The sequence below is a fragment of the Glaciimonas immobilis genome, assembly GCF_011947285.1.
Classification (GTDB): domain Bacteria; phylum Pseudomonadota; class Gammaproteobacteria; order Burkholderiales; family Burkholderiaceae_D; genus Glaciimonas; species Glaciimonas immobilis.
The window spans coordinates 878,787-897,730 of record NZ_JAAOZT010000002.1; the positions used below are offsets into that span (position 1 = coordinate 878,787).

Here is an 18,944-nt window from a genome sequence, read left to right on the forward strand (position 1 = left end):
CGGCATGATGTCGCCCGCGAAAGCGCGGATCTATGATATGTGTGGACGACCTTCCCGATTAGCGGCAGAAAGGAGATAGCCCACATTCATAGCGGTCGTAAAATCAGCCCCGCCCTGCCTTCGTACCTGACGCCGCCACGTGCTGACGCAGCCACGTAATAAAATGCGCGACCTCGGTACGGTGCGCGTGCCGTTCCGGATAGACCATGAAGTGCGCCCGCACGTCGAGTGCCCATGCCGGATGGAATACGGTACGCAAGCGTCGGGCCGCGATATGCGGTGCCGCGATCTCTGCGCTTTCGAGCGCAATTCCCAGACTTAACACTGCCGCTTCCAGCGCGAGATAAGCACGGTCAAACCAAAATGCAAACCGATCGGGGCCACCGACGATGCCACGCGTGGCAAACCAGACCGGCCATTGCACGACGCTGACAGTGGATTGGATCAATGGCCTTTGGAGCAAATCTTCCGGTACATGTATCGGTTGTTTCGCCAGCAAATCGGGACTCGCGAGTGGGAGAATTTTCTCGTCAAAAACCGGCTCCACCACCAAATTCGGCCAATTGGGGACGCCGTAGCGAATATCGATATCAACCTGTCCCAGCGCAAAGTCCGAGTGATTTGGCGAGGCCGACAGCGACAACGAAATGTCTGGATGGGCGCGTGCAAAGCTGCCCAGACGCGGCATTAGCCACAGGCTACTAAAACTTGGGCTGGCATGCACATACAGCGTATTGCGCACGCCCTTGCGGACATCGGTAGTAGCGTTGCCAATCGCGCCAAGCGCACCGGCCACGCGTCCCAGATATAGCTCGCTTATGACGATGATGCCGGGCGGTCGTTGGGGCTTTTTGCTGATTTCGATCGTCACATTCATCGTGTTGGGCAGCGTGCTTGAAGGAATTCCCGGGATGGTGCTGTTTGGTCCCCTGCTGTTTCCTATTGCCAGACAAATTGGCGTGCACGAGGTGCATTACGCCATGGTCGTGATTTTGGCGATGGGCATCGGCTTGTTCGCCCCTCCGTTTGGTCTCGGCTATTACAGCGCGTGCACAATTGGTCGGGTCAGTCCAGACGCGGGCATGCGCAGAATTTAGCCTTATCTTGGCGCATTGCTGGTGGGTTTATTAATTGTCGCGGCGATTCCAGGAATTTCGATTGGCTTTCTGGATTAGCGCAACCGGCTCTCATCCGATGGCGTCATAGCTGCCGACGCGTTGAGTACCGATTATGTGGTGGATAGATCCCGTCCGATAGTCTCGGATGGGATTTTGCTTATGGGCGTCCCAAAACGTTGCTCTTTATACGTCCCGGACTAAAAAATTTCTTTGAATAACCTTGAAGAGGCAAGAGTGCCGCGACCTGCGCCTGAAAACATGGACCGCTGTCTGGCGTAAAATGACGGCGTTGCGTACACTGCGCGCTATCATTTTATTTTTACAGAACCATGACCCTGACTATCAACGAAGACTTGCGCGCCTATATCGATCCCCTGACCGAAGATGAATTCACTGCGCTGGAACGCAGCCTGCTGACCGAAGGTTGTCGCGATGCTCTGGTATTGTGGGGCGATCTGCTGGTGGATGGTCACAACCGCTACAGTATTTGTCAGAAACACGAAATTCCGTTCAATACCATCCAAAGCCAAACTTTCACGTCGCTGGACGATGTGCATCTTTGGATGATCGATAACCATCTGGGACGCCGCAGCGTGTCGGATTTTCAACGCGGCGTGCTTGCGCTACGAAAAAAAGAAATCGTATCATCGCGTATGGCACAGGCACCAGCCAAGCCAGCCTCGGAAGAGTCAGCAGCAGTTGATGCCACCGCTAAGTCCGAGCGTGAACCGCCCTGGAACAGAGAGGCCGTTGCGCGTTCTGCCCGCATGAGCAGTGCGACCTTGGGGAATATCGAGAAAATCCAAAAGACCGCCGCGCCGGAACTAGTCAATGCCATAAAGTCCGGCGTCATTTCTATCAATGCCGCTGCTGCTGTGGCGTCGCTGTCCAGTGAAGAACAAATAGCCGCTGTCGCGGGCGGCAAAAAAGAACTGCGTCAGGCGGCAAGACAGGTACGTGAAGCCCGACTACCACCCAAGCCCGAATTACCGCCCCCCCCAGAGAACGCCTCGGCGGATCAGCTAGAAATTTTCCGTTTGGCGCAGGTGGTGGCAGAACTGACCGACGAGCGTGATCTATTGAAAAAGAAAGTTCAGCATCTTACGATTGCACTTTCTGAAGCGCGTGGCGGGCAATAACTCGCTACGCGATTGTTGATCAGCGTGTCTGCCGTCTTAGTTATAGCAGACACATATAGCAAAAGCTTTTAGCAGAAGCTTATAGCAGATTCATCTTTTTAGCCGCCTCGCGCAATTCACCCCGAAAGTCAGGATGCGCGATGCCGATAAGCTCCTCAGCACGCTGACGGGCGGTTTTTCCACGCAATTGTGCAACACCGTATTCGCTCACGACGTAGTTCACGTCATTTTTGCTGGTGCTGACATGCGTGCCTGCGGCTAGTGTGGGAACAATCCGGGAAATGGTCTGATCCTTCGCGGTGGCCGGAAGGACGATAAAAGACTTACCGCCGTTGGAGCGATTAGCCGCGCGCACGAAGTCGGTCTGTCCACCAGTCCCTGATACAGGACAAAAACCCAACGTTTCGGAACCACACTGACCGATCAGGTCAACCTGCATGGTCGCGTTGATCGTGACCAGGTTGTCATTCTGGCCGGCAAGATACGGATCGTTGGTAATATCCGACGGATGCATTTCCAAAGCAGGATTACGATGCATGAACTGGTACAACTTTTTAGAGCCAAGCGCAAACGTAGCGAACATCTTGTTCGGATGAAAGTTCTTGCGTCGATTGGTGACGGCACCGGATTCCACCAGCGTCATCAAACCATCGCCTAGCATTTCTGTATGAATACCGAGATCGCGTTTGTGGGTTAGTTGCATTACCACCGCATCCGGGATGCCGCCATAGCCAATTTGTAGCGTATCACCGTCATTGATCATATCCGCGACGTACTTGCCTATCGCTTCCTGGATCGGGCCAATCTTGGGTAAACCGACTTCCGGAATAGGCTCGTCGCTTTCTACAATAGCAGTGACCTGCGAAATGTGAACGCGGCAGTTTCCGAAAGAAAACGGTACGTTGGGATTGACTTCAAGGACCACGGCACGCGCCTTTTCGATGGCGGCCATCGTATAGTCGGCGGCTAAACCTAGCGAGAAGTAGCCCTCCTCGTCCATCGGCGACGCCATGCTGAAAACAACGTTGGCGGGTGAAAGACCTTGCCTGAGCAGTGTCGGCAACTCGGCGAAATAGGCTGGTATATAGTCACTCCAACCGGCCTGCCCGCCTGCCCGCGATGCCGGACCAAAGAAGTACGCGACGTGTCGCACATGCTCGGTGGTCTCGGGGTCGTAATAACCGTATTTGCGCAATGGCAGAATCTGGGAGACCCGCACATCCCTGAAATCGCGGCGCTGCTCGGACAATGCTATCAACAAGGTTGGCGGTTCCGCGGAGCCAGTCGGGACGACTATGGTATCGCCATTATGGACAAGCCGAACGGCGTCATCTGCGCTTAAACGTTTTTCTTGGTATTTTTGATTGAATGACATGTTGTCTCCTTTTTATTTGATTTTATTTGGGCATTGCTTGTCATAGTAAAGGCAGCGCTTATTGTAAATCAACGTCTGTTTTACCATTAACTGTCTCTCTACTTGCATTCCCAGCTATGCGCAAACCGATTCGCTGATCGGTATTTATTCTACGCCGTCCTTACTTGCCCTCTTGCAAGACGCTTGGTCGGTTGGCAAAACGGGCCCACCTTGTAGTTTCGCATGATTCGCCATGCATAACAGTCATCGGCGCGACAGTCTCTTTAAAGTTATTTCATCCGCTCTCTTAATTCTGCCCACATAACGCAAGGCGTTACTGGGCGACCGCTCGCCCGATGACCACGCGCCGGATACGGTTGGGTCGTTCGCATATGTGGCAGGCGCACGTCGCGATAGATACGCTCAACCAAACCAAGCGGTGATCGCGTGCGCATATAGTCCGTAAAAATTGCGCCAGAGGGGGAATTTTCAGCGCGTCCCTTGACGTTTTCGCGTGCAGTTTTACCGAGACCTTGTCGTGGTTGTTTTTTTTGAACACTTCGGTAATGATTGTTAACGATTAGATCGGATAAATCCATTGCGATTTGGCATCGAAACTTTAGGCATGCTGTCTTGATCCATCGTTGCATCGGGGGGAATTATTTTGGCCTGAGACAATATGTAAGCAGATACGGCATAAACATCATCGTCAGACAAACTATTAGGAGACGTGAATGGCATAGCGCGCTTGATGTAGTCAAATAGCGTGGTCGAATACGGCCAATAACTTTCTACAGTCTTAACGGGGGTTACTCCTTCTTTCCTGACAAGCGTTCCACGCCCGCCAATCAGCCGGTCGCCAAATCCGCCCTCCAAATTTGCTCCGTGACAGGCTAAACAGTGTTGCGTATAGATTATTTTACCTTGCATGACTGTGCCAGAACCGACCGGCATACCTCGACCGTCCGGTAGCGGCGATGTAAATTGTTTCAAGTCTGCATCCGTAATATTAGTCCCGAAATCAAAAGGGTCGTGTGCAACTGAAGTTGCGGTGCCTGTTGTTTTGCGCGCTTGCATCCTGGCCGCTTGCGCTACAGATAGTTTTTCAGAGGCTTGAAACTGAGCGTTAACGCTGCCGACAAATGTCAGGCTGAACACCGTGAGCACGATGTTTTTTTTAGTAATGATGGACATTTGTTACCTCCCCCGTCGTAGCCACTTTCCAACTTTGAATAGCATTTAAGTGATACACCGACAGCATGCCCCGGTTGTCAGTCAGATCGCCAATCGTGGGCTGGACATAGCCGGTTTCATCCGTACAACGGCTTTGCAAAATAGCTTCTTTACCATTCCATTTCCACGGCAAAGTGAACCGCGTGTGACATATGGACAGGATAGGGCCATGTAAGACAGCATCGTGCCATGTTTTCCCACCGTCAGCCGAGACCTCCACTCGCCTGATCTTGCCGCGCGCGGACCAAGCCAGACCAGAAATTTCATAAAAGCCGGGCTTTTGAAGCACCATTTCGCCGGATGGATAGGTAATGACTGACTTGGCCTCCATAAGATAGGTAAATTGCAGCGCCTTACCATCCGGCATCAAGTCGGTATATTTGGAGGTTTCTTCTCTGGTCATAAACGGTTTATCCGAGACCTCGAGGCGCCGTAGCCATTTGATGGACATGTTGCCTTCGTAGCCGGGTACGAATAAACGCAACGGGTAACCCTGTTCAGGTCGGACCGCCTCACCATTTTGGCCGTAGACCAACAAACAGTCTTTCAATGCCTTTTCTATCGGAATACTACGCGTCATGACCGACGCATCTCCGCCTTCAGCTAATAGCCACTTTGCGCCAGGGCGCAAACCTACGTGATTTAAAATCGTGGACAGGGGAACGCCGATCCATTCAGACGTGGATGTCAAGCCATGCGTTCCCTGCACCGTTTTAAGGGTAGGCTTGGCCCATTCCGTCAACCCGTTGCCGGAACACTCGAGAAACATAAAACGTGACAGCACGGGAAAACGCTTAAGGTCAGGTATAGAAAATTTTTTGGCTTGCTTGACCATGCCATGCACATACAAACTATGTTTAGCTGGATCAATCGTGGCGATACCCCCGTGGTGACGCTCGTAATGCAGGCCAGACGGGGTGATCATTCCAAGGCTATTTTGCAACGGCGTAAAACTCCAGGACGATTCCGCGGCTTTCGTCGCAAAGCGAGTACGCACCTCGGTCTCGAATTGTGAGCGAGTCCCATAACCGCCATCTTCAGTGGCAACACCTATACCTGGCGTTTTCGTCGCATCCTCAGGAACCAGCCGCTGTATAGAACCAGGCGTCGCTCCCAGGGCTGTTCCCCCTGCCGTCCCTAACGCAGCCATGGCTCCCAACATAAAGCGCCGGCGTTGCGGCATTGTCTGGTCTGCTAGTGTCGATGAGCCACGATAATAAGGGGACAAGGGATCTTTTCGTTCGCTGGCAAGAAATCGCTCTTCTTGTTCTTCCAGTGCTTCGGCGGTTTGCTTGATTGTGGAGTATGGGCGACTGCTTGGTATTTTTTTCATGTACCGCTCCGTTGATAGATCCTGTTGATGAAACAATCAAATCAGTAGGGCAACCCCGTTGCCTATCGTTGGCAGGCGGCTACATTCAGCGCTATCCTCGCTATATCGGTCACATCCGGGGTGTGACCAAGAACAAGGCACTCTCAACGATTGGCTCATCAAGACAAGGCCTCACTGCCAACCCAGTATGAAGATAATGATTTTTTCGCTCCGCATCGCTTTTCGCACTCTAACTTTGCTAGCGATTACCGTCGGCTATTTTTTTGGCCTCCGGTAACCGGCGTAACAAGAGCATTGCGATGATTCCCAGCAAGGGACCTGGCAAAAGAATGAGGAACACCCATTGCCAACTGTTTAGCAAGGTGGCCGCCAGCGGCAAGAGCCAAATCGTAACCACAGTTAATATAAAGCCTAGTCCTAACTGAAGGGTCAATGCGGTACCGACGTACATCGGATCACCTAATTCGGTCACGATAGTTGAAAATTGCGCAGAATCCGCTACCACCGTGAATCCCCACACCAGGCTAATGGTGATGAACAGCCATGGCGGACCAGCAAACACAACTCCAGCAAGCACAGCACATACGCCGGAAAGAGCCATCATGAGACTAGTAGTCAACGTCCGTCCCCAACGGTCACCAAAGACACCTCCGACGATACAGCCAATTGCCCCCACCGCGATAACTGCAAAGGTAAGAAACGATGCGGCAGTCGCGCCGCCCGAATGCTGTGCTGCAAGCGCCATCCGGGCAAAGGTCAGGAACCATGCCCACATCGCATAAAGCTCCCACATATGACCGAAATATCCAAGGCTAGCCAGTACGATAGCGCGATTATGAAAAACTTGTTTTACTCGTCCAGGGCTGAATGGCGCACGCGGAAATGGATACGGACCGTCGTGCACGAACAAAGCAACCAGCAGAGCCCCCGTCAAAGTAGCGACGGAAGTCGTTGTAATCACTATTTGCCATTGCAAGCCGCCGACAGCGTTGACCAGATGCGGCGATGCCGAGCCGAGCGTCACAGCACCGACCAAAGCGCCAAGCGCAAAGCCGCGACCAGTGGTGAACCACGTTGCGATTAATTTAAGTGCGGGTGGATAGACAAGAGCAAGGAAAACGCCAGTCAATGTGCGAAAGGTAATGGCGAGCCATGCGTCGCCTGCAAATAGCATACACAAATTGGCGATGGCAGCGCCGATTGATCCCACAATCATCAATTGTCTTGCCTGAACGACGTCAGAAAGATTCATCACGCTCGAGCCGACGGCGCCAATGACAAACCCGATCTGCACGCCGATCGTCAGCCATGCCGCGAGAGAATCGGTCAAGCCCCACGCAACCCGCAATTGGGGGATGACAGCTGTCGCGGAAAACCATGTTGTCATTGAAAGAATAAGACACAATGACAGCATTGCGAGAACATACCAGCGCTTACCTGCCAGCGCTGGCTGTGGCCTCGCGTTAAAACTTGTAACCGTCTTGCCTATCGAGATTTTAAGCATACGTCCTTGTGCTTCGATTCATACTAGGCAATCTCCGTGGTGGCCGAAAACAGCTCCTCCCAGTAGGTTTCGCAGTAAGCCGACCGCGCAGGCCGCCATGGGTCTATTGCCGGATCGCTGGGAAAAATAAGCGCTGCGCAGGTTCCGCAGCTATAAAAATAGTACCATTCGACCGCAAGACTGATTCTCGTCATGGCAACTTTGCGCTGCTCCGCCGCTATATCGGCAAACATAGATGTCGCCCTATTGGGTTGCATGATGTCACCGTATCCGCATCTATGGAGAGCCTTAGAGTTAGTTATTTTTAAGTGAAACGGTATAGGTAGTTGCTGTCCCTTTCAGACAAAGTTCACCGTTTTGATTATGAATGGTAGTGTTAATCTTGCAAATTGGTTTGTCTGGTCGCACTGCGAGAACTTCAACGCGACCGGTAATAGTGTCACCGGGATAAACTGCTTTAACAAAACTCCATTCAACGCCAAGAAATACTGTTCCCGGACCGGGAAGGTCTTCTGCCACGACGGCATTTAGCAAGCCAGAGGTGACGCCCCCCTGAACGATCAATCCCCCGAAAACAGATCTTTCTGCAGCCTCTTGATCAAAATGCAATGGGTTATGGTCGCCGGTCATGTCGGCAAATAACTGAATGAATCGCGCTTCCACCAGCTTTGACCGTTCAGCGGTTGCGCCGACAGCTGGCATGCCATTATCCGTGCCCAGCCAGCCATTTTTATCAATTGTGTCGTGTGACATTGTGATTCCCTTTTTTAAAAATAAGATCTGTTTAAACTCTCTTAATCAGTATAACTAGCCTTTGTTCTTTGTGATCAAAACGGAATGTGGAATCCAAAGCCAAGCATCCGGGCCTCTAGTCGGATATTCCTGTCTAGAAACTTCAATCCTTCGTCGTACATTTGTACTACGTCTATCATTTTTCCCATGGCAAAAAGCTCGGTCACGCCGCCATCCAGCGAAGTCCTGAATACTTGCAACGCGCTGGTGACCTTTGTCTTGAGTCCGTCTTCCAATTTTTCGACCACATAGATCCTCGCGCGGCGGCTAAGCGGATAATAGTTACTGTTATGTTTGGACAGATTAGAGAACAAGGTCTTCATTCCTTCCAGATCGTGCTCAAGCCAGATCATGTCTTTGCGAATTTCCGGGTTATATGTGGAGACAGAGTAATGAAACGCCGTATCGCAAAGCCCTAAATAACCGTCGAAGTCTTTGTCATCCAAAATCAGGCAAGACTTATAGATCAGCGCTTCAATAGTTTGTGGGGATTCCACCTGAACTCTCTTAAAGTGAACGTACGATTTTTAGAGATACGTGCCATAACCAATTCTTTTAGAGTCAAGGGAAATCGATGATTTGCCATAATCGATAATTAACAATCATCATTAATCAGGATAAGCATAGCTTGTGCCAGTTCGATTGCTACACCCGGATCAATTATCCAGAAGCCGTAATTCCGGTCAGGCGGTAAATTCCGAGCGAGTTGTTCACTAGAGGGTGTATTTATGAAATTTTTTTGAGTTCTGGTTTTTCTCCTTTTTGTCGACGGCTTCAGGAATGTTTTTTTGAGCTCAAAACCAAGTCAGATAGACCACGGCATAGGGCGCGATTGTTTCCTTGAGAAACGATGCGGTTTCATCTCGAAACATCGCAGCGATCGGTAGGATTGTCAGGACGGCGAATTCACGTAAATTAGATATCGATGATCTATATTGCAGATTCCCTATCTTTCCCGACCATTGTCTGAATTAGTATTCGTTGAGTCGCTCCGACAATGGTCAGGAACGAAAATCTGAACATCAGTGTGATCGGCATAGAAAAAGTCGGTCCGCTGGCACCCGCAAGCCCATAAGCAAAACCGGAAAGCGCTCCGACTGTCGATTGAAAGAAAAGCAGCGGAAATGTGGGCCAACATGGCGGTAAAAAGAGTCGTCAACATTACGTATTGCGGCGTAAATTGAGAAGCCAACGAAAAGATAAACTGTTGCGAAAAGCAGTCTTCTATCCCTGCAGACTGCTGCGATCAGTAGGCCGATGACGACCTACCTCAATCCGACGATCACTCATGCCCTCGAAGGCAGAAACGGTAAAGCATACATTCCGTCATTACGCGAGGCCGGATTCATCCACCTGCGAATGCTATTAACGTTCCCGTTATCAAGGTATTTAATTGACTCATCAATCTATAGCCTAATGTATGATCCTCCTCCATAAAACGCAGAAGGGTGTCGCCATCTATCGCGAGAATACTGCACGATGTAAGACAAGAGGCCGAAGCTATTCTCACTCTGGACGCTGGCGTTAGCGCAGCCCAACCAAACACTTCCCCGTGACGCAAAATATTACCGGCGCAGGCCTCCCTTTGATCAAAACTTATTGCAAATCTGACCATGCCTTCGATCAAAACATAGAGCTTGGTGGCTTTCTCGCCAATTTTATATATCTGATGGCCTTTAGCATATTTTTCAATGTGGCTGGCTGACGACACGAGCATCAACTGCTCATTGGATAGATCAGAAAAGAACTGAGTCTGCGAAAAAATCTGCACACGTGCAGCGCGCAGCGCGTCCTCCTGAACAATAAAATCCGGCATTTTGGTTCTCCTATGACTAGCAAACAGGGTGAGATGTGAGCGGCTCTTAACACGCGATTACGCAATGCAGAAAATCAAAATATCCCTTGTGCGATCGCACAGCTTGCCTGACTGTCCATAAGAATGAACGCAAATTCCGTGCCTTTAACTCAACGCGGTGCCACATCAGTCAACTGCGACGAAAAGCGAACGCGTACATTTAGCACATTACAGTTCTTGCGGTACGCCTTCGCCCGTCCTGCCAGAAGACTGACTTGAATCAACGGAAATCGCGATCGAGCGGTTCCGGCGATACATTTTCATCGCCCTCTTTTACCTTATGAATTCCCCAGCAACGACGACGCTCCCAAAGAGCCTTGCGCCCTATGCCTAACATCGAGGAAAGTTCGATTTCGGTGTGACTGTCTTGATGTTGAAGGATGAATTTTTTGATGTACTCATCGATCGACAAAGGTCTTTCCTCTTTAGCCGAGAAGGGCATTTCACTTGACGAGACCGAAAGCATGTCGGTCAGGTCTTCGCAGGTAAGGATGTCGGATTCCGCAAGAATGACTACCCGTTCGATCAGGTTCTCGAGTTCTCGAACATTGCCCGGCCAGTCGTACTGATTGATGAAGTCCAGAAAGTCCTGACGCATCCCAAGTATGCGATTACCTTGCTTTCTACTGTGATATTTCAAGAAGTGCTGCGCCAAATTTTCAATGTCTTCTGCTCTTTCGCGCAGCGGAGGAACCTGAATTGTGATCACATTAAGCCGATAAAATAGATCTGCGCGAAATGTGCCTTTTTCTGTCTCTACCTTTAAATTTCGGTTACTCGCTGCAACGAAGCGTGTGTCCGTTACATAGCTATTATTTGATCCCAAAGGGCGAACCTGCCTCTCCTGAATGACCCGCAGCAACTTGACCTGGATATTTAAAGGCATTTCAGATATCTCATCGAGAAACAATGTTCCGCCACTGGCCTCTCGAATAAGGCCCGCGTTCGCGGCTACGGCACCGGTGAATGCGCCTTTAGTGTGTCCAAAGAGTTCCGACTCTAATAGTTCTGATGGAATCGCTCCGCAATTGACTGGTACAAAAGGGCGATCCGCGCGGCTTCCCCCATAATGGAGAGCCTGGGCCACCAGTTCCTTGCCGGTACCGCTCTCACCCTGGATCAACACGTTAGCGTCCGTGGCAGCAATTCGCTGAATCATCGCAAGCATTTTTTTGATTCCGTCGCTTTCACCGATTATCGCGTTTTTGGAAAAAACCTTACGCAAACTGCGCTTGAGAACGACATTCTCCCTTTGGATGCGGCGTTCGTTCATTGCGCGTTCCACAACAAAAACAAAGCCTTCGTTGTGAAAAGGTTTTATCAGATAATCAATAGCGCCCAGGCGCAGCGCCTCAATGGCATTCTCAACAGATGAGAAACTGGTCATCAGAATTATGGGCATTTTCAATTCCAATTCCTTGATCGACCGGATGACATCTAAACCACTCATATCTGGTAACTTTAAGTCTGTAATGACAAGGTCGAAGTCATGAAGATTCAGCTCCGCCAGGCCCGCTGCCCCAGTATTGGCAATAATGCATTCGTAGCCCTTTTGCTGCAGGATCCAGTGCACAACTTCGGTTATTCCAACATCATCGTCAACGACTAAAATGCACTCGGTGCGTACCGACACATGGTGTGATTCTGGTTTGCCTGTGTTCATGGATTCCCCTTATACAGCGGCAGGTCAACGCAAAAGCATGCCCCTGCATCGGCATTGTTTTTGGCCTCGATCAGACCATTGTGCTCGCGTAGAATTTCATGGCTGATGGTTAAACCCAACCCGGATCCGCGACTCGTCTGCTTTGTGGTAAAGAATGGTTCAAAAAGCCGGGGCAAGGCTTCCTCAGAAATTCCGGGTCCAGTGTCGCAAATCCAAACAGTGATGCGCTCCCCATCACTGCGCAGGGTCTTCACGCTAAGCTTACCTACCCCGCGCATTGCCTGAATTGCATTATCAAAAATATTGACGAACACTTGTTGCATTTGGTTGATGCTGCCGAAGATGACTGCATCCGGATCGGGCTCGAACTCTAGTGAGACATCCTGGGCACCTGCATCTTGCCTTATGATGACGAATGCTTCTTTGATTGCTTCATCGACTGGAAAAGTCGATCGCTGCTCATCACCTACTCTGCCAAAGTTCAGGAGTCGTCGGGATATACCGAGTAATCGCGTGACGTTTGTTGCAATACTTTTCAGTCCTTTATCAAGGAAACCAGACTCCTTCTTCTCGTCCGATCTAAGTATCTGCACAATCGAGTAAATGGAAGTTAAAGGATTGCTTACCTCGTGGCAGACGCCCGCGACCATGAATCCAAGCGCTGCAAGACGCGCAGTCTGGACATTCGATATTTCGAGCGTACGCAACCAGGTTTGGTCTTGAATGATCAAAAACGCCCCTGTCAAAACGCGACAAAGAATTATACGCTCGTGAACAATGCCGTTGGTGAGCTGCCGCGTCAGCTCGGCTTCTTGTGGAACGAGCCAACGCACACTGCCGCGGAGTATCGAAAAATACTCGGGGAACAAGGCCGCAAGATTCGAGCGCTCATTGGTTTGATGGGCGTCTTCTAAACCGGGAATGTCTCTAGTTACGCGTATCACGTGCCCGTCGCCGCTGATCACTATTACTGGCCAGGGCAGACCGTCTGCAAAACTAAAGAGCAACTCTTGTTCTACTATGATCGACTGCATAGGACGGGATCGAGGCCTATTTATTGTTATCCGCCAAGGGTTACGCGTCGCCGAAATCGTCCTGATAATAGCAATGAGTTAGCAAAAAAATAATTGGGCCTTGATCAATCCTCAATACCCTAAACTCGCATCCACTATCGATTTAGCAATACCGCGCAATCATAAGAATGGGGGTTTCGTTTATGCGACGCCGTAAAAAATAAAAATCGGTGCACGATCCCTGCAAAAAATTTTACGTCTGGATTTGCCTCTTGTCAATCAGCGTCCAATAACTTCCACTTTTTTGTTAAATTCGGCGCTTTTTTTTCGGTTTTAAAAAGCGATAAACCATGGTTCCAGCTTGCAGAATATTGCATTAACAAGTCTCATATCGGACTGATGTTTGGTCTTGAAAGTTTGGATCGCATTGCATTAACGATCGCAAACAGTGTGAAACACTTTCCCGATGAGCAGAAGCAACGTCTGTTAATTTACCTCCAAATGCGTAACTATCCGTTGTTTTAACCCCAGGCATCCGGAGCGTTTTACATGGACATAATTTCTGCACTTCGCAGGCGACATTCAGTGGAACAGCCATCACTGCCGTCGCCCGCAAAATGGCCTTTGGCAAATACGGGGGCGTAACTATTGAGTGTGATGTTGTCCATTGCGCGGCAATGTATTTTGATCCTTCTGTAAAAAAAGCCCTCTGCCGAAAGTTATTCAAGATGCGGCATTAAGCTAAATTCAATCGTGTTTCCATCACGATCGACGGCGCATTTTAAGTAGGCACGATTACCACGGATTTTGACATTCGTCTTATCTGGACGCCATGCATGATACGAAAGTTTGTATCGCAAGCATTACCGGAGACAAAGGTATTTACCGACGCGACTACCTTGCGATAACGCCATTTACATTTGGTTTTTAGATGGACAAAACAGCAGTCATAATCAATATCACAATGTATGAATCTGCCAGTAGCGCTATGGATCGTTGCGATGTTTCGAGACGAAACGGCATCGTTTCCCAAAGAAACAAATTTTGCTCAAGCCGACTCCTCGCGCACTGCACACCACGTTTTCCGAAAGCACAGTGCTAAGGCGCTTTGCCGAAACCTCCTCTCCGGGGCGGCCGATTTAGCTGATCCGACCGGTCTGGCACGAACTATGCTCAGTAGAGTTCAAAGAGGTTTGCTGCTCATCGAGTATGGCAAATCATTGATTTTCACCGACTCTAAAAGGAACTGGCATGGCACGTAATTCTAACGAATGGAAAGAGCCCCCAATTTTACTCCCACGCGCTTCGGGGATACGGCTATCTATGCGGAGCAGCAACTCTTCCACGAGGCACGAGAAAATATCTGCGTTTTCTAACAAGAGCCAGAGCATGGTTGCCACACATTAGAGTCGCTCAATGCTTTTGATTTTCGAACTTTCCGCCGGGTCGGATGCATAGAAAGTTCGCTGTTTAGATCTACGTTAAAACATTCAATGCCGCAGCTGTTTACGATTATTTAATCACCTTGATAAGGAGTTTTAAAATATGGCTACATATCCTAGGTTGTTACCCAATTCCGAAAACCCAGCAGCACCATCCGCTTGGCTTGAGTCGGACCAGTTAGAATTTGCTTACTGGGTTCCGAACATTTCCGGCGGGCTCGTTGTTACCACCATTCCGATGGACACAGATTGGAGTCCAGAAGCCAACATCAAATATGCGCAGGACGCCGAAGCCAATGGTTTCGTTACGGCGTTGGCGCAAACACGGTGGTTCGCGAGCTATGGAGCAGATCATCAGCACGAAGCGTTTGTGATCTCCTCGGCAATCCTTGCGAAAACTAAAACCCTTGAACTGATCACGGCAGTCCATCCAGGTCTCTGGCACCCAGCGATTGTCGCAAAAATGCAGGCATCGCTAGATGTTATTAGTGGCGGAAGAACTTCAATCAATGTGGTCAGCGGTTGGTTCAAAGGTGAATTTACAGCACTTGGCCTTCCTTGGCTAGATCACTCAGAGCGCTATCGCCGTTCAGAAGAATTTATCCGCGTTATGAAGGGAATGTGGACTGAAGACGAATTCACGTTTTACGGGGATTTCTATCAAATTAACGCTGCTCCGATGTTACCTAAACCACTTCACCGAATTGTTGTTTTCCAAGGTGGAAATTCAACGGATGCTCAGAAAATGGCAGGCCGGGCCTCCGACTGTCTATTCATGAATGGAAATTCCAACGCTGGCTTCAAAGCCATCATGAGTGGAACTATTTCGGCGGCAATTGCTTCTGGCCGCGATCCGAGCGAACTGCAATTCGGTGCAAACGGTTTCTGCATTGTCCGGCCGACCATGAAGGCGGCGACGGAAACACTTCGCGACATCATCTCTAACGCGGACGTCGAAGCTGTAAAAGGCTTTGGCGAAGCAGTGAAGAATGCTGGTCGTTCCTCGTCAGATGGTACCGGCATGTGGGCCAACTCCTCATTTGAAGACTTGGTTCAATACAATGACGGCTTTAAGACGGGCCTGATAGGAACCCCTGAATCAGTAGCCGACCGGATTATGGAGTTGAAGGAACTGGGGATGAAAGTCATCCTATGCGGATTCCTGCACTACAACACCGAACTGGCTGAGTTTGGTAAGACGGTAATCCCCCTTGTTCGTGAAAAAGAAGAAGCTCTTAGAAAGAAAAAGGCAAGAGCGGCTTAAGCAGGCACTGGTGTCCTCGTGAATTGCGAGGGCACCTTTCAAAATCGTCTTAACGAAGCATTCTCGCGGGTGTTCGCAATAAACTGAATTTGAACTGCGCGCACTTCGGATGGCCCGTTGTTATCCTGATGAACTTACGCTCAAGCGGAGGATATGTTGAAACTTCTAGGATTGTCGGGCAGCCCTTCAGTAAAGCCCCGTTGCTCTAAAACCTTGATTGCAATTGAAATGGCAATGGAATTTGCCGGTAAATTTAACCCTTCAGTTTCGACCGAAATAATTAACCTTCGCGACCACGATGTACAGTTTTGTGATGGCAGAAATCCGGAGGAGTACGAGGGCGTGACGCAGGAAATTATTAAGAAAATTCAGGCGGCAGATGGTCTTCTGGTAGCGACGCCAATGTATCGTGGCTCATACACTGGAATCTTAAAAAACATTTTCGATATCATCCCAAATGATGCATTGGCCGGCAAGCCGGTCGGCTTGATCGCCACCGCTGCGAGTGACCACCACTACCTGGCACTGGAGCACGAGTTGAAGCCACTACTTGGCTTTTTCCATGCATTCGTGTTGCCAGGTTCGGTCTATATCAATAATGATCATTATTCGGAAAAAACCTTGATAGACGTGGGCATTATTGATCGGCTACGACAGTTGGGAGAAGGCGTCGTGAGGCTTTATGAACACCTCCCGCAAGAAGCCCTGGGTGCAAGCGGGCCGGTAATTATTCGAAAAGTATTGACCACCTAAATAGCGTTTACAATTTAAAAATCGCCAGACCGGGACAGCGCCGCTCAGCTGTTATTAGATTTCCGGATGCCACAGTCGGACCCAACGTCGACTAAAAAAGCACCCATTTTTTTAAGACTACTCGAGGACATTATGAATGAGCCAAAGAATATATCTATGGTTGTTGATGGCGAGCGTTACCGGACTGACACGTCTTATTTGCTGGCATCAGACGAAAAATCCACTTTCTTATTTCGAGCATCCAACTCGAACTATTTTGTTCAACGCGAAAGCGGCAAGGATAGCTTGGAAGTGTTGTCGCCACTAGACGCGGAGAAGCTATACAAGGAACTGCCGAAAAAAAGCCAGGGTCTGGTCGCATCGTTCCCCAGAAACCATGGAGGCATCGGTATGGATACCTCCACTAGTTACGATGATTAGATAGAAATACAGTTCCTGATAGCATTTTGCTTTAGGTTTTGACGGGGTGAAACTTCAATACCGAGCTGGGTGGCTATACTTGAAAATCTAGTCGATATTTGTGCTGATTTCTAGATGGAGAAGACTTATGCAGATTGACGAAAAATTAAAAATTCAAGTTACTGCCTTGATGATAAAGGCAGTTCGCAAGGAAACCCGAGCCGGTACCCTCGACTGCAGGGCAGTTCTGGAGGAGACCGGATGCGACGTAGAAAAGGCTATCGAGTTGATTCGTTTGCGTGGACAGAAAACACCCAAAATTGTTTGGGTGTAAAGATGGTTTCGTGGGAATGCAAAAATATCTTGAAAACAGCGTCAGGATTTGTACAAAATTGCGTAAATTGTAAAGTGGGGCCTCGCAGTTCTGGATTGCAATAATATATAACCAAATTTATTTCATTAACGGCGCACTGAAAATATAGGTGAGTAATTTTTACCCCGTTACTCCTGTCATTTTTCTAGTCGCGCGTCGAACTAGAAGTAACGGCGCTCACCAAAAGCGTGTTGCGCTGCTCAGAACAGATTGGTTAATGACACCATGGCATTGAAGATAACGCGAGCAAAGCTTCCGCTTAAAACAGGAGGTCATCCGGAAATCGCGACATTCTATGGCCTTGAGGGAGACGACGGGCGAGATCATTTCGCGCTTATTTTTAAGTCAAAGGATAACTTCACCGGCGTGCCGTTGATACGCATACATTCGGAATGCATTACCGGCGATGCGCTAGGATCGCTCAGATGTGATTGCGGTGAACAGCTCAAAGAGGCTTTGAGGATATTCTCTGAAACTGGAGGAATTCTGCTTTACCTTCGCCAGGAGGGCCGGGGCATAGGGTTACGGGCAAAGATTGAAGCTTATTTGCTACAGGAAACCGGCGTGGATACCTATAGCGCAAATGCACTTTTAGGCCATCCAGAAGATGCGCGGGAATACAATATCGCAGCGCAAATGTTGCGTGCTTTGGGTATCCTGACGGTGCGGCTACTTACGAACAATCCAGAGAAAATTGAAAACCTGCGTAAACTCGGGATTGAGGTTTCGGGACAGGTTCTCACCACCGAACATGAAAATCCTCTCAACAAAGCTTATCTCGACGCAAAACATTCGAGGGCCACTGCGTTTATAGAAAATAATTATTGAAGCGTAGATTGAATTTGATGCAGTAAGCCAATTTGTGACTCAATCGTATCGAGCACTCTGCAAACGGAGGTCACTGTTCAAATCTGAATGCGCTTTGTTTTCATCCTTTTCGATTCCACCACCTTTGTAGTGGTCATGTTTTATGTTGGCATAGAGAGTACTACCTTCTGAGTCAGCACTTTCTTTCATACTATCCTGGCAACCAAAAAGGGCTTCGGGATGACTTCGGAACACCACAATCAACCAGCGCTTGAATCAGCCCATAGCGGCGACGATGCAGTGATACCTAGTTCGATATTCCGCGGCAAATTAAAGATCAATGGTATTGCTTATGAGTGCCACGTGCTCAACGACTTCCGGCGCGCCTTTTCCTCAAAAGAACTGACGAGATTGTTAACAGCTGGAGAGCAGAGCGTGGACTTGCTAGCGTTACTCGAAGTAAATCCGTTGATTAATAATGCTCTGGTTGAAAGCAATGCATTTACGTTCAAGATTACAGGAATGAAACAGCATGAAATCGGCTATGACGCGCTGATCGTCATCGAGATATTAGAGAAATATCTCGAAGCCTGGGAACGCGACTTGCTGAGCCGGGCCAACTGCAAATCCGTAGACCAAGCAATTTCAATAGCGAGGACCTGCCTGAGGGTAGGCTTGATGGCGATGATAGACGACGCTACCGGGTTTCTGGCACATAAAACCAATCAAACGATGTACGTAAAAATGGAAGCGCTGAAGATGCTTACAATCGCCAAGGGTTGAGATAATCTGTTTATCGAATGCGGCTTTTTATCACATAGATTCTGGTGTGCGGGTTGCGAAAAGTCGCTCACCTGACAGCTTAGGCGATGTGCGCCTGATCATCTTTGACATTAGCGACT

General features: G+C 49.3%; 18 protein-coding genes and 1 pseudogene. 8 read left to right on the top strand and 11 right to left on the bottom strand.

The annotated features are described in order from the left end of the window. Positions 1-103: 103 nt before the first annotated feature. Positions 104-871 (bottom strand): LysR substrate-binding domain-containing protein, encoded by a 768-nt coding sequence (locus HAV38_RS06280; protein WP_245182218.1) that lies wholly within the window; start codon positions 869-871, stop codon positions 104-106. On the opposite strand from HAV38_RS06280, the pseudogene HAV38_RS06285 reads away from it, so the two are divergent. Continuing rightward, a pseudogene (locus HAV38_RS06285) lies at positions 819-1,175 on the top strand (TRAP transporter large permease subunit); the annotation flags it as partial. The gene HAV38_RS06280 and the pseudogene HAV38_RS06285 sit on opposite strands and share 53 nt — an antisense overlap. A gap of 272 nt (positions 1,176-1,447) precedes the next feature. Continuing rightward, positions 1,448-2,257 carry a ParB N-terminal domain-containing protein gene (locus tag HAV38_RS06290; protein WP_168053406.1) on the top strand — a complete coding sequence of 270 codons (810 nt, stop codon included), beginning with the start codon at positions 1,448-1,450 and terminating at the stop codon, positions 2,255-2,257. A gap of 79 nt (positions 2,258-2,336) precedes the next feature. Here the strand turns inward: HAV38_RS06290 and HAV38_RS06295 are convergent, their stop codons facing one another. The 10 genes from HAV38_RS06295 to HAV38_RS06340 all read right to left on the bottom strand — a co-directional run bounded on the left by HAV38_RS06295 (position 2,337) and on the right by HAV38_RS06340 (position 13,025). After that, a complete protein-coding gene (locus tag HAV38_RS06295; protein WP_168053408.1) occupies positions 2,337-3,632 on the bottom strand; it encodes an acetyl-CoA hydrolase/transferase family protein in 1,296 nt (431 codons plus the stop codon). Positions 3,633-4,184: 552 nt separating this feature from the next. Further along, a complete protein-coding gene (locus HAV38_RS06300) occupies positions 4,185-4,805 on the bottom strand; it encodes a c-type cytochrome (RefSeq protein WP_245182220.1) in 621 nt (206 codons plus the stop codon). Next, positions 4,789-6,177 carry a sulfite dehydrogenase gene (gene soxC / locus HAV38_RS06305; RefSeq protein ID WP_168053410.1) on the bottom strand — a complete coding sequence of 463 codons (1,389 nt, stop codon included), beginning with the start codon at positions 6,175-6,177 and terminating at the stop codon, positions 4,789-4,791. The genes HAV38_RS06300 and soxC overlap by 17 nt, the downstream gene beginning before the upstream one ends. 238 nt (positions 6,178-6,415) lie before the next feature. Further along, positions 6,416-7,681 carry an MFS transporter gene (locus tag HAV38_RS06310; protein ID WP_168053412.1) on the bottom strand — a complete coding sequence of 422 codons (1,266 nt, stop codon included), beginning with the start codon at positions 7,679-7,681 and terminating at the stop codon, positions 6,416-6,418. 23 nt (positions 7,682-7,704) lie between these two features. Then, positions 7,705-7,914 carry a hypothetical protein gene (locus tag HAV38_RS06315; protein WP_184013375.1) on the bottom strand — a complete coding sequence of 70 codons (210 nt, stop codon included), beginning with the start codon at positions 7,912-7,914 and terminating at the stop codon, positions 7,705-7,707. A 61-nt stretch (positions 7,915-7,975) separates the two neighbouring features. After that, positions 7,976-8,434, bottom strand: coding sequence for a MaoC family dehydratase (locus tag HAV38_RS06320; protein WP_168053416.1), 459 nt, complete (start codon positions 8,432-8,434; stop codon positions 7,976-7,978). Positions 8,435-8,508: 74 nt separating this feature from the next. Next, positions 8,509-8,970, bottom strand: a complete 462-nt coding sequence (locus HAV38_RS06325; protein WP_209216624.1) for an aromatic-ring-hydroxylating dioxygenase subunit beta — start codon at positions 8,968-8,970, stop codon at positions 8,509-8,511. 848 nt (positions 8,971-9,818) lie between these two features. Beyond that, complete coding sequence (locus HAV38_RS06330) at positions 9,819-10,289, bottom strand: cyclic nucleotide-binding domain-containing protein (RefSeq protein ID WP_168053418.1); 471 nt, start codon at positions 10,287-10,289, stop codon at positions 9,819-9,821. A 259-nt stretch (positions 10,290-10,548) separates the two neighbouring features. Next, positions 10,549-11,991, bottom strand: a complete 1,443-nt coding sequence (locus HAV38_RS06335; protein WP_168053420.1) for a sigma-54-dependent transcriptional regulator — start codon at positions 11,989-11,991, stop codon at positions 10,549-10,551. Next, on the bottom strand, positions 11,988-13,025 hold the full coding sequence (locus HAV38_RS06340) for a sensor histidine kinase (protein ID WP_168053422.1): 1,038 nt from the start codon (positions 13,023-13,025) through the stop codon (positions 11,988-11,990). Before HAV38_RS06340 ends, HAV38_RS06335 begins: the two co-directional genes overlap by 4 nt. A gap of 1,524 nt (positions 13,026-14,549) precedes the next feature. Here HAV38_RS06340 and sfnG point away from each other — a divergent pair. The 6 genes from sfnG (at position 14,550) to HAV38_RS06375 (ending at position 18,825) form a co-directional block, all read left to right on the top strand. After that, on the top strand, positions 14,550-15,710 hold the full coding sequence (gene sfnG / locus HAV38_RS06350; RefSeq protein ID WP_168053426.1) for a dimethylsulfone monooxygenase SfnG: 1,161 nt from the start codon (positions 14,550-14,552) through the stop codon (positions 15,708-15,710). 153 nt (positions 15,711-15,863) lie between these two features. Next, positions 15,864-16,463 carry an NADPH-dependent FMN reductase gene (locus tag HAV38_RS06355; protein WP_209216626.1) on the top strand — a complete coding sequence of 200 codons (600 nt, stop codon included), beginning with the start codon at positions 15,864-15,866 and terminating at the stop codon, positions 16,461-16,463. A gap of 132 nt (positions 16,464-16,595) precedes the next feature. Beyond that, entirely contained in the window at positions 16,596-16,883 is a 288-nt protein-coding gene (locus tag HAV38_RS06360; RefSeq protein ID WP_168053428.1) for a hypothetical protein, read from the top strand. 127 nt (positions 16,884-17,010) lie between these two features. Further along, positions 17,011-17,196, top strand: a complete 186-nt coding sequence (locus HAV38_RS06365) for a hypothetical protein (RefSeq protein WP_168053430.1) — start codon at positions 17,011-17,013, stop codon at positions 17,194-17,196. Positions 17,197-17,460: 264 nt separating this feature from the next. After that, entirely contained in the window at positions 17,461-18,063 is a 603-nt protein-coding gene (gene ribA, locus HAV38_RS06370) for a GTP cyclohydrolase II RibA (RefSeq protein WP_168053432.1), read from the top strand. 219 nt (positions 18,064-18,282) lie between these two features. After that, positions 18,283-18,825, top strand: a complete 543-nt coding sequence (locus HAV38_RS06375) for a hypothetical protein (protein WP_168053434.1) — start codon at positions 18,283-18,285, stop codon at positions 18,823-18,825. Positions 18,826-18,944 lie beyond the last annotated feature (119 nt).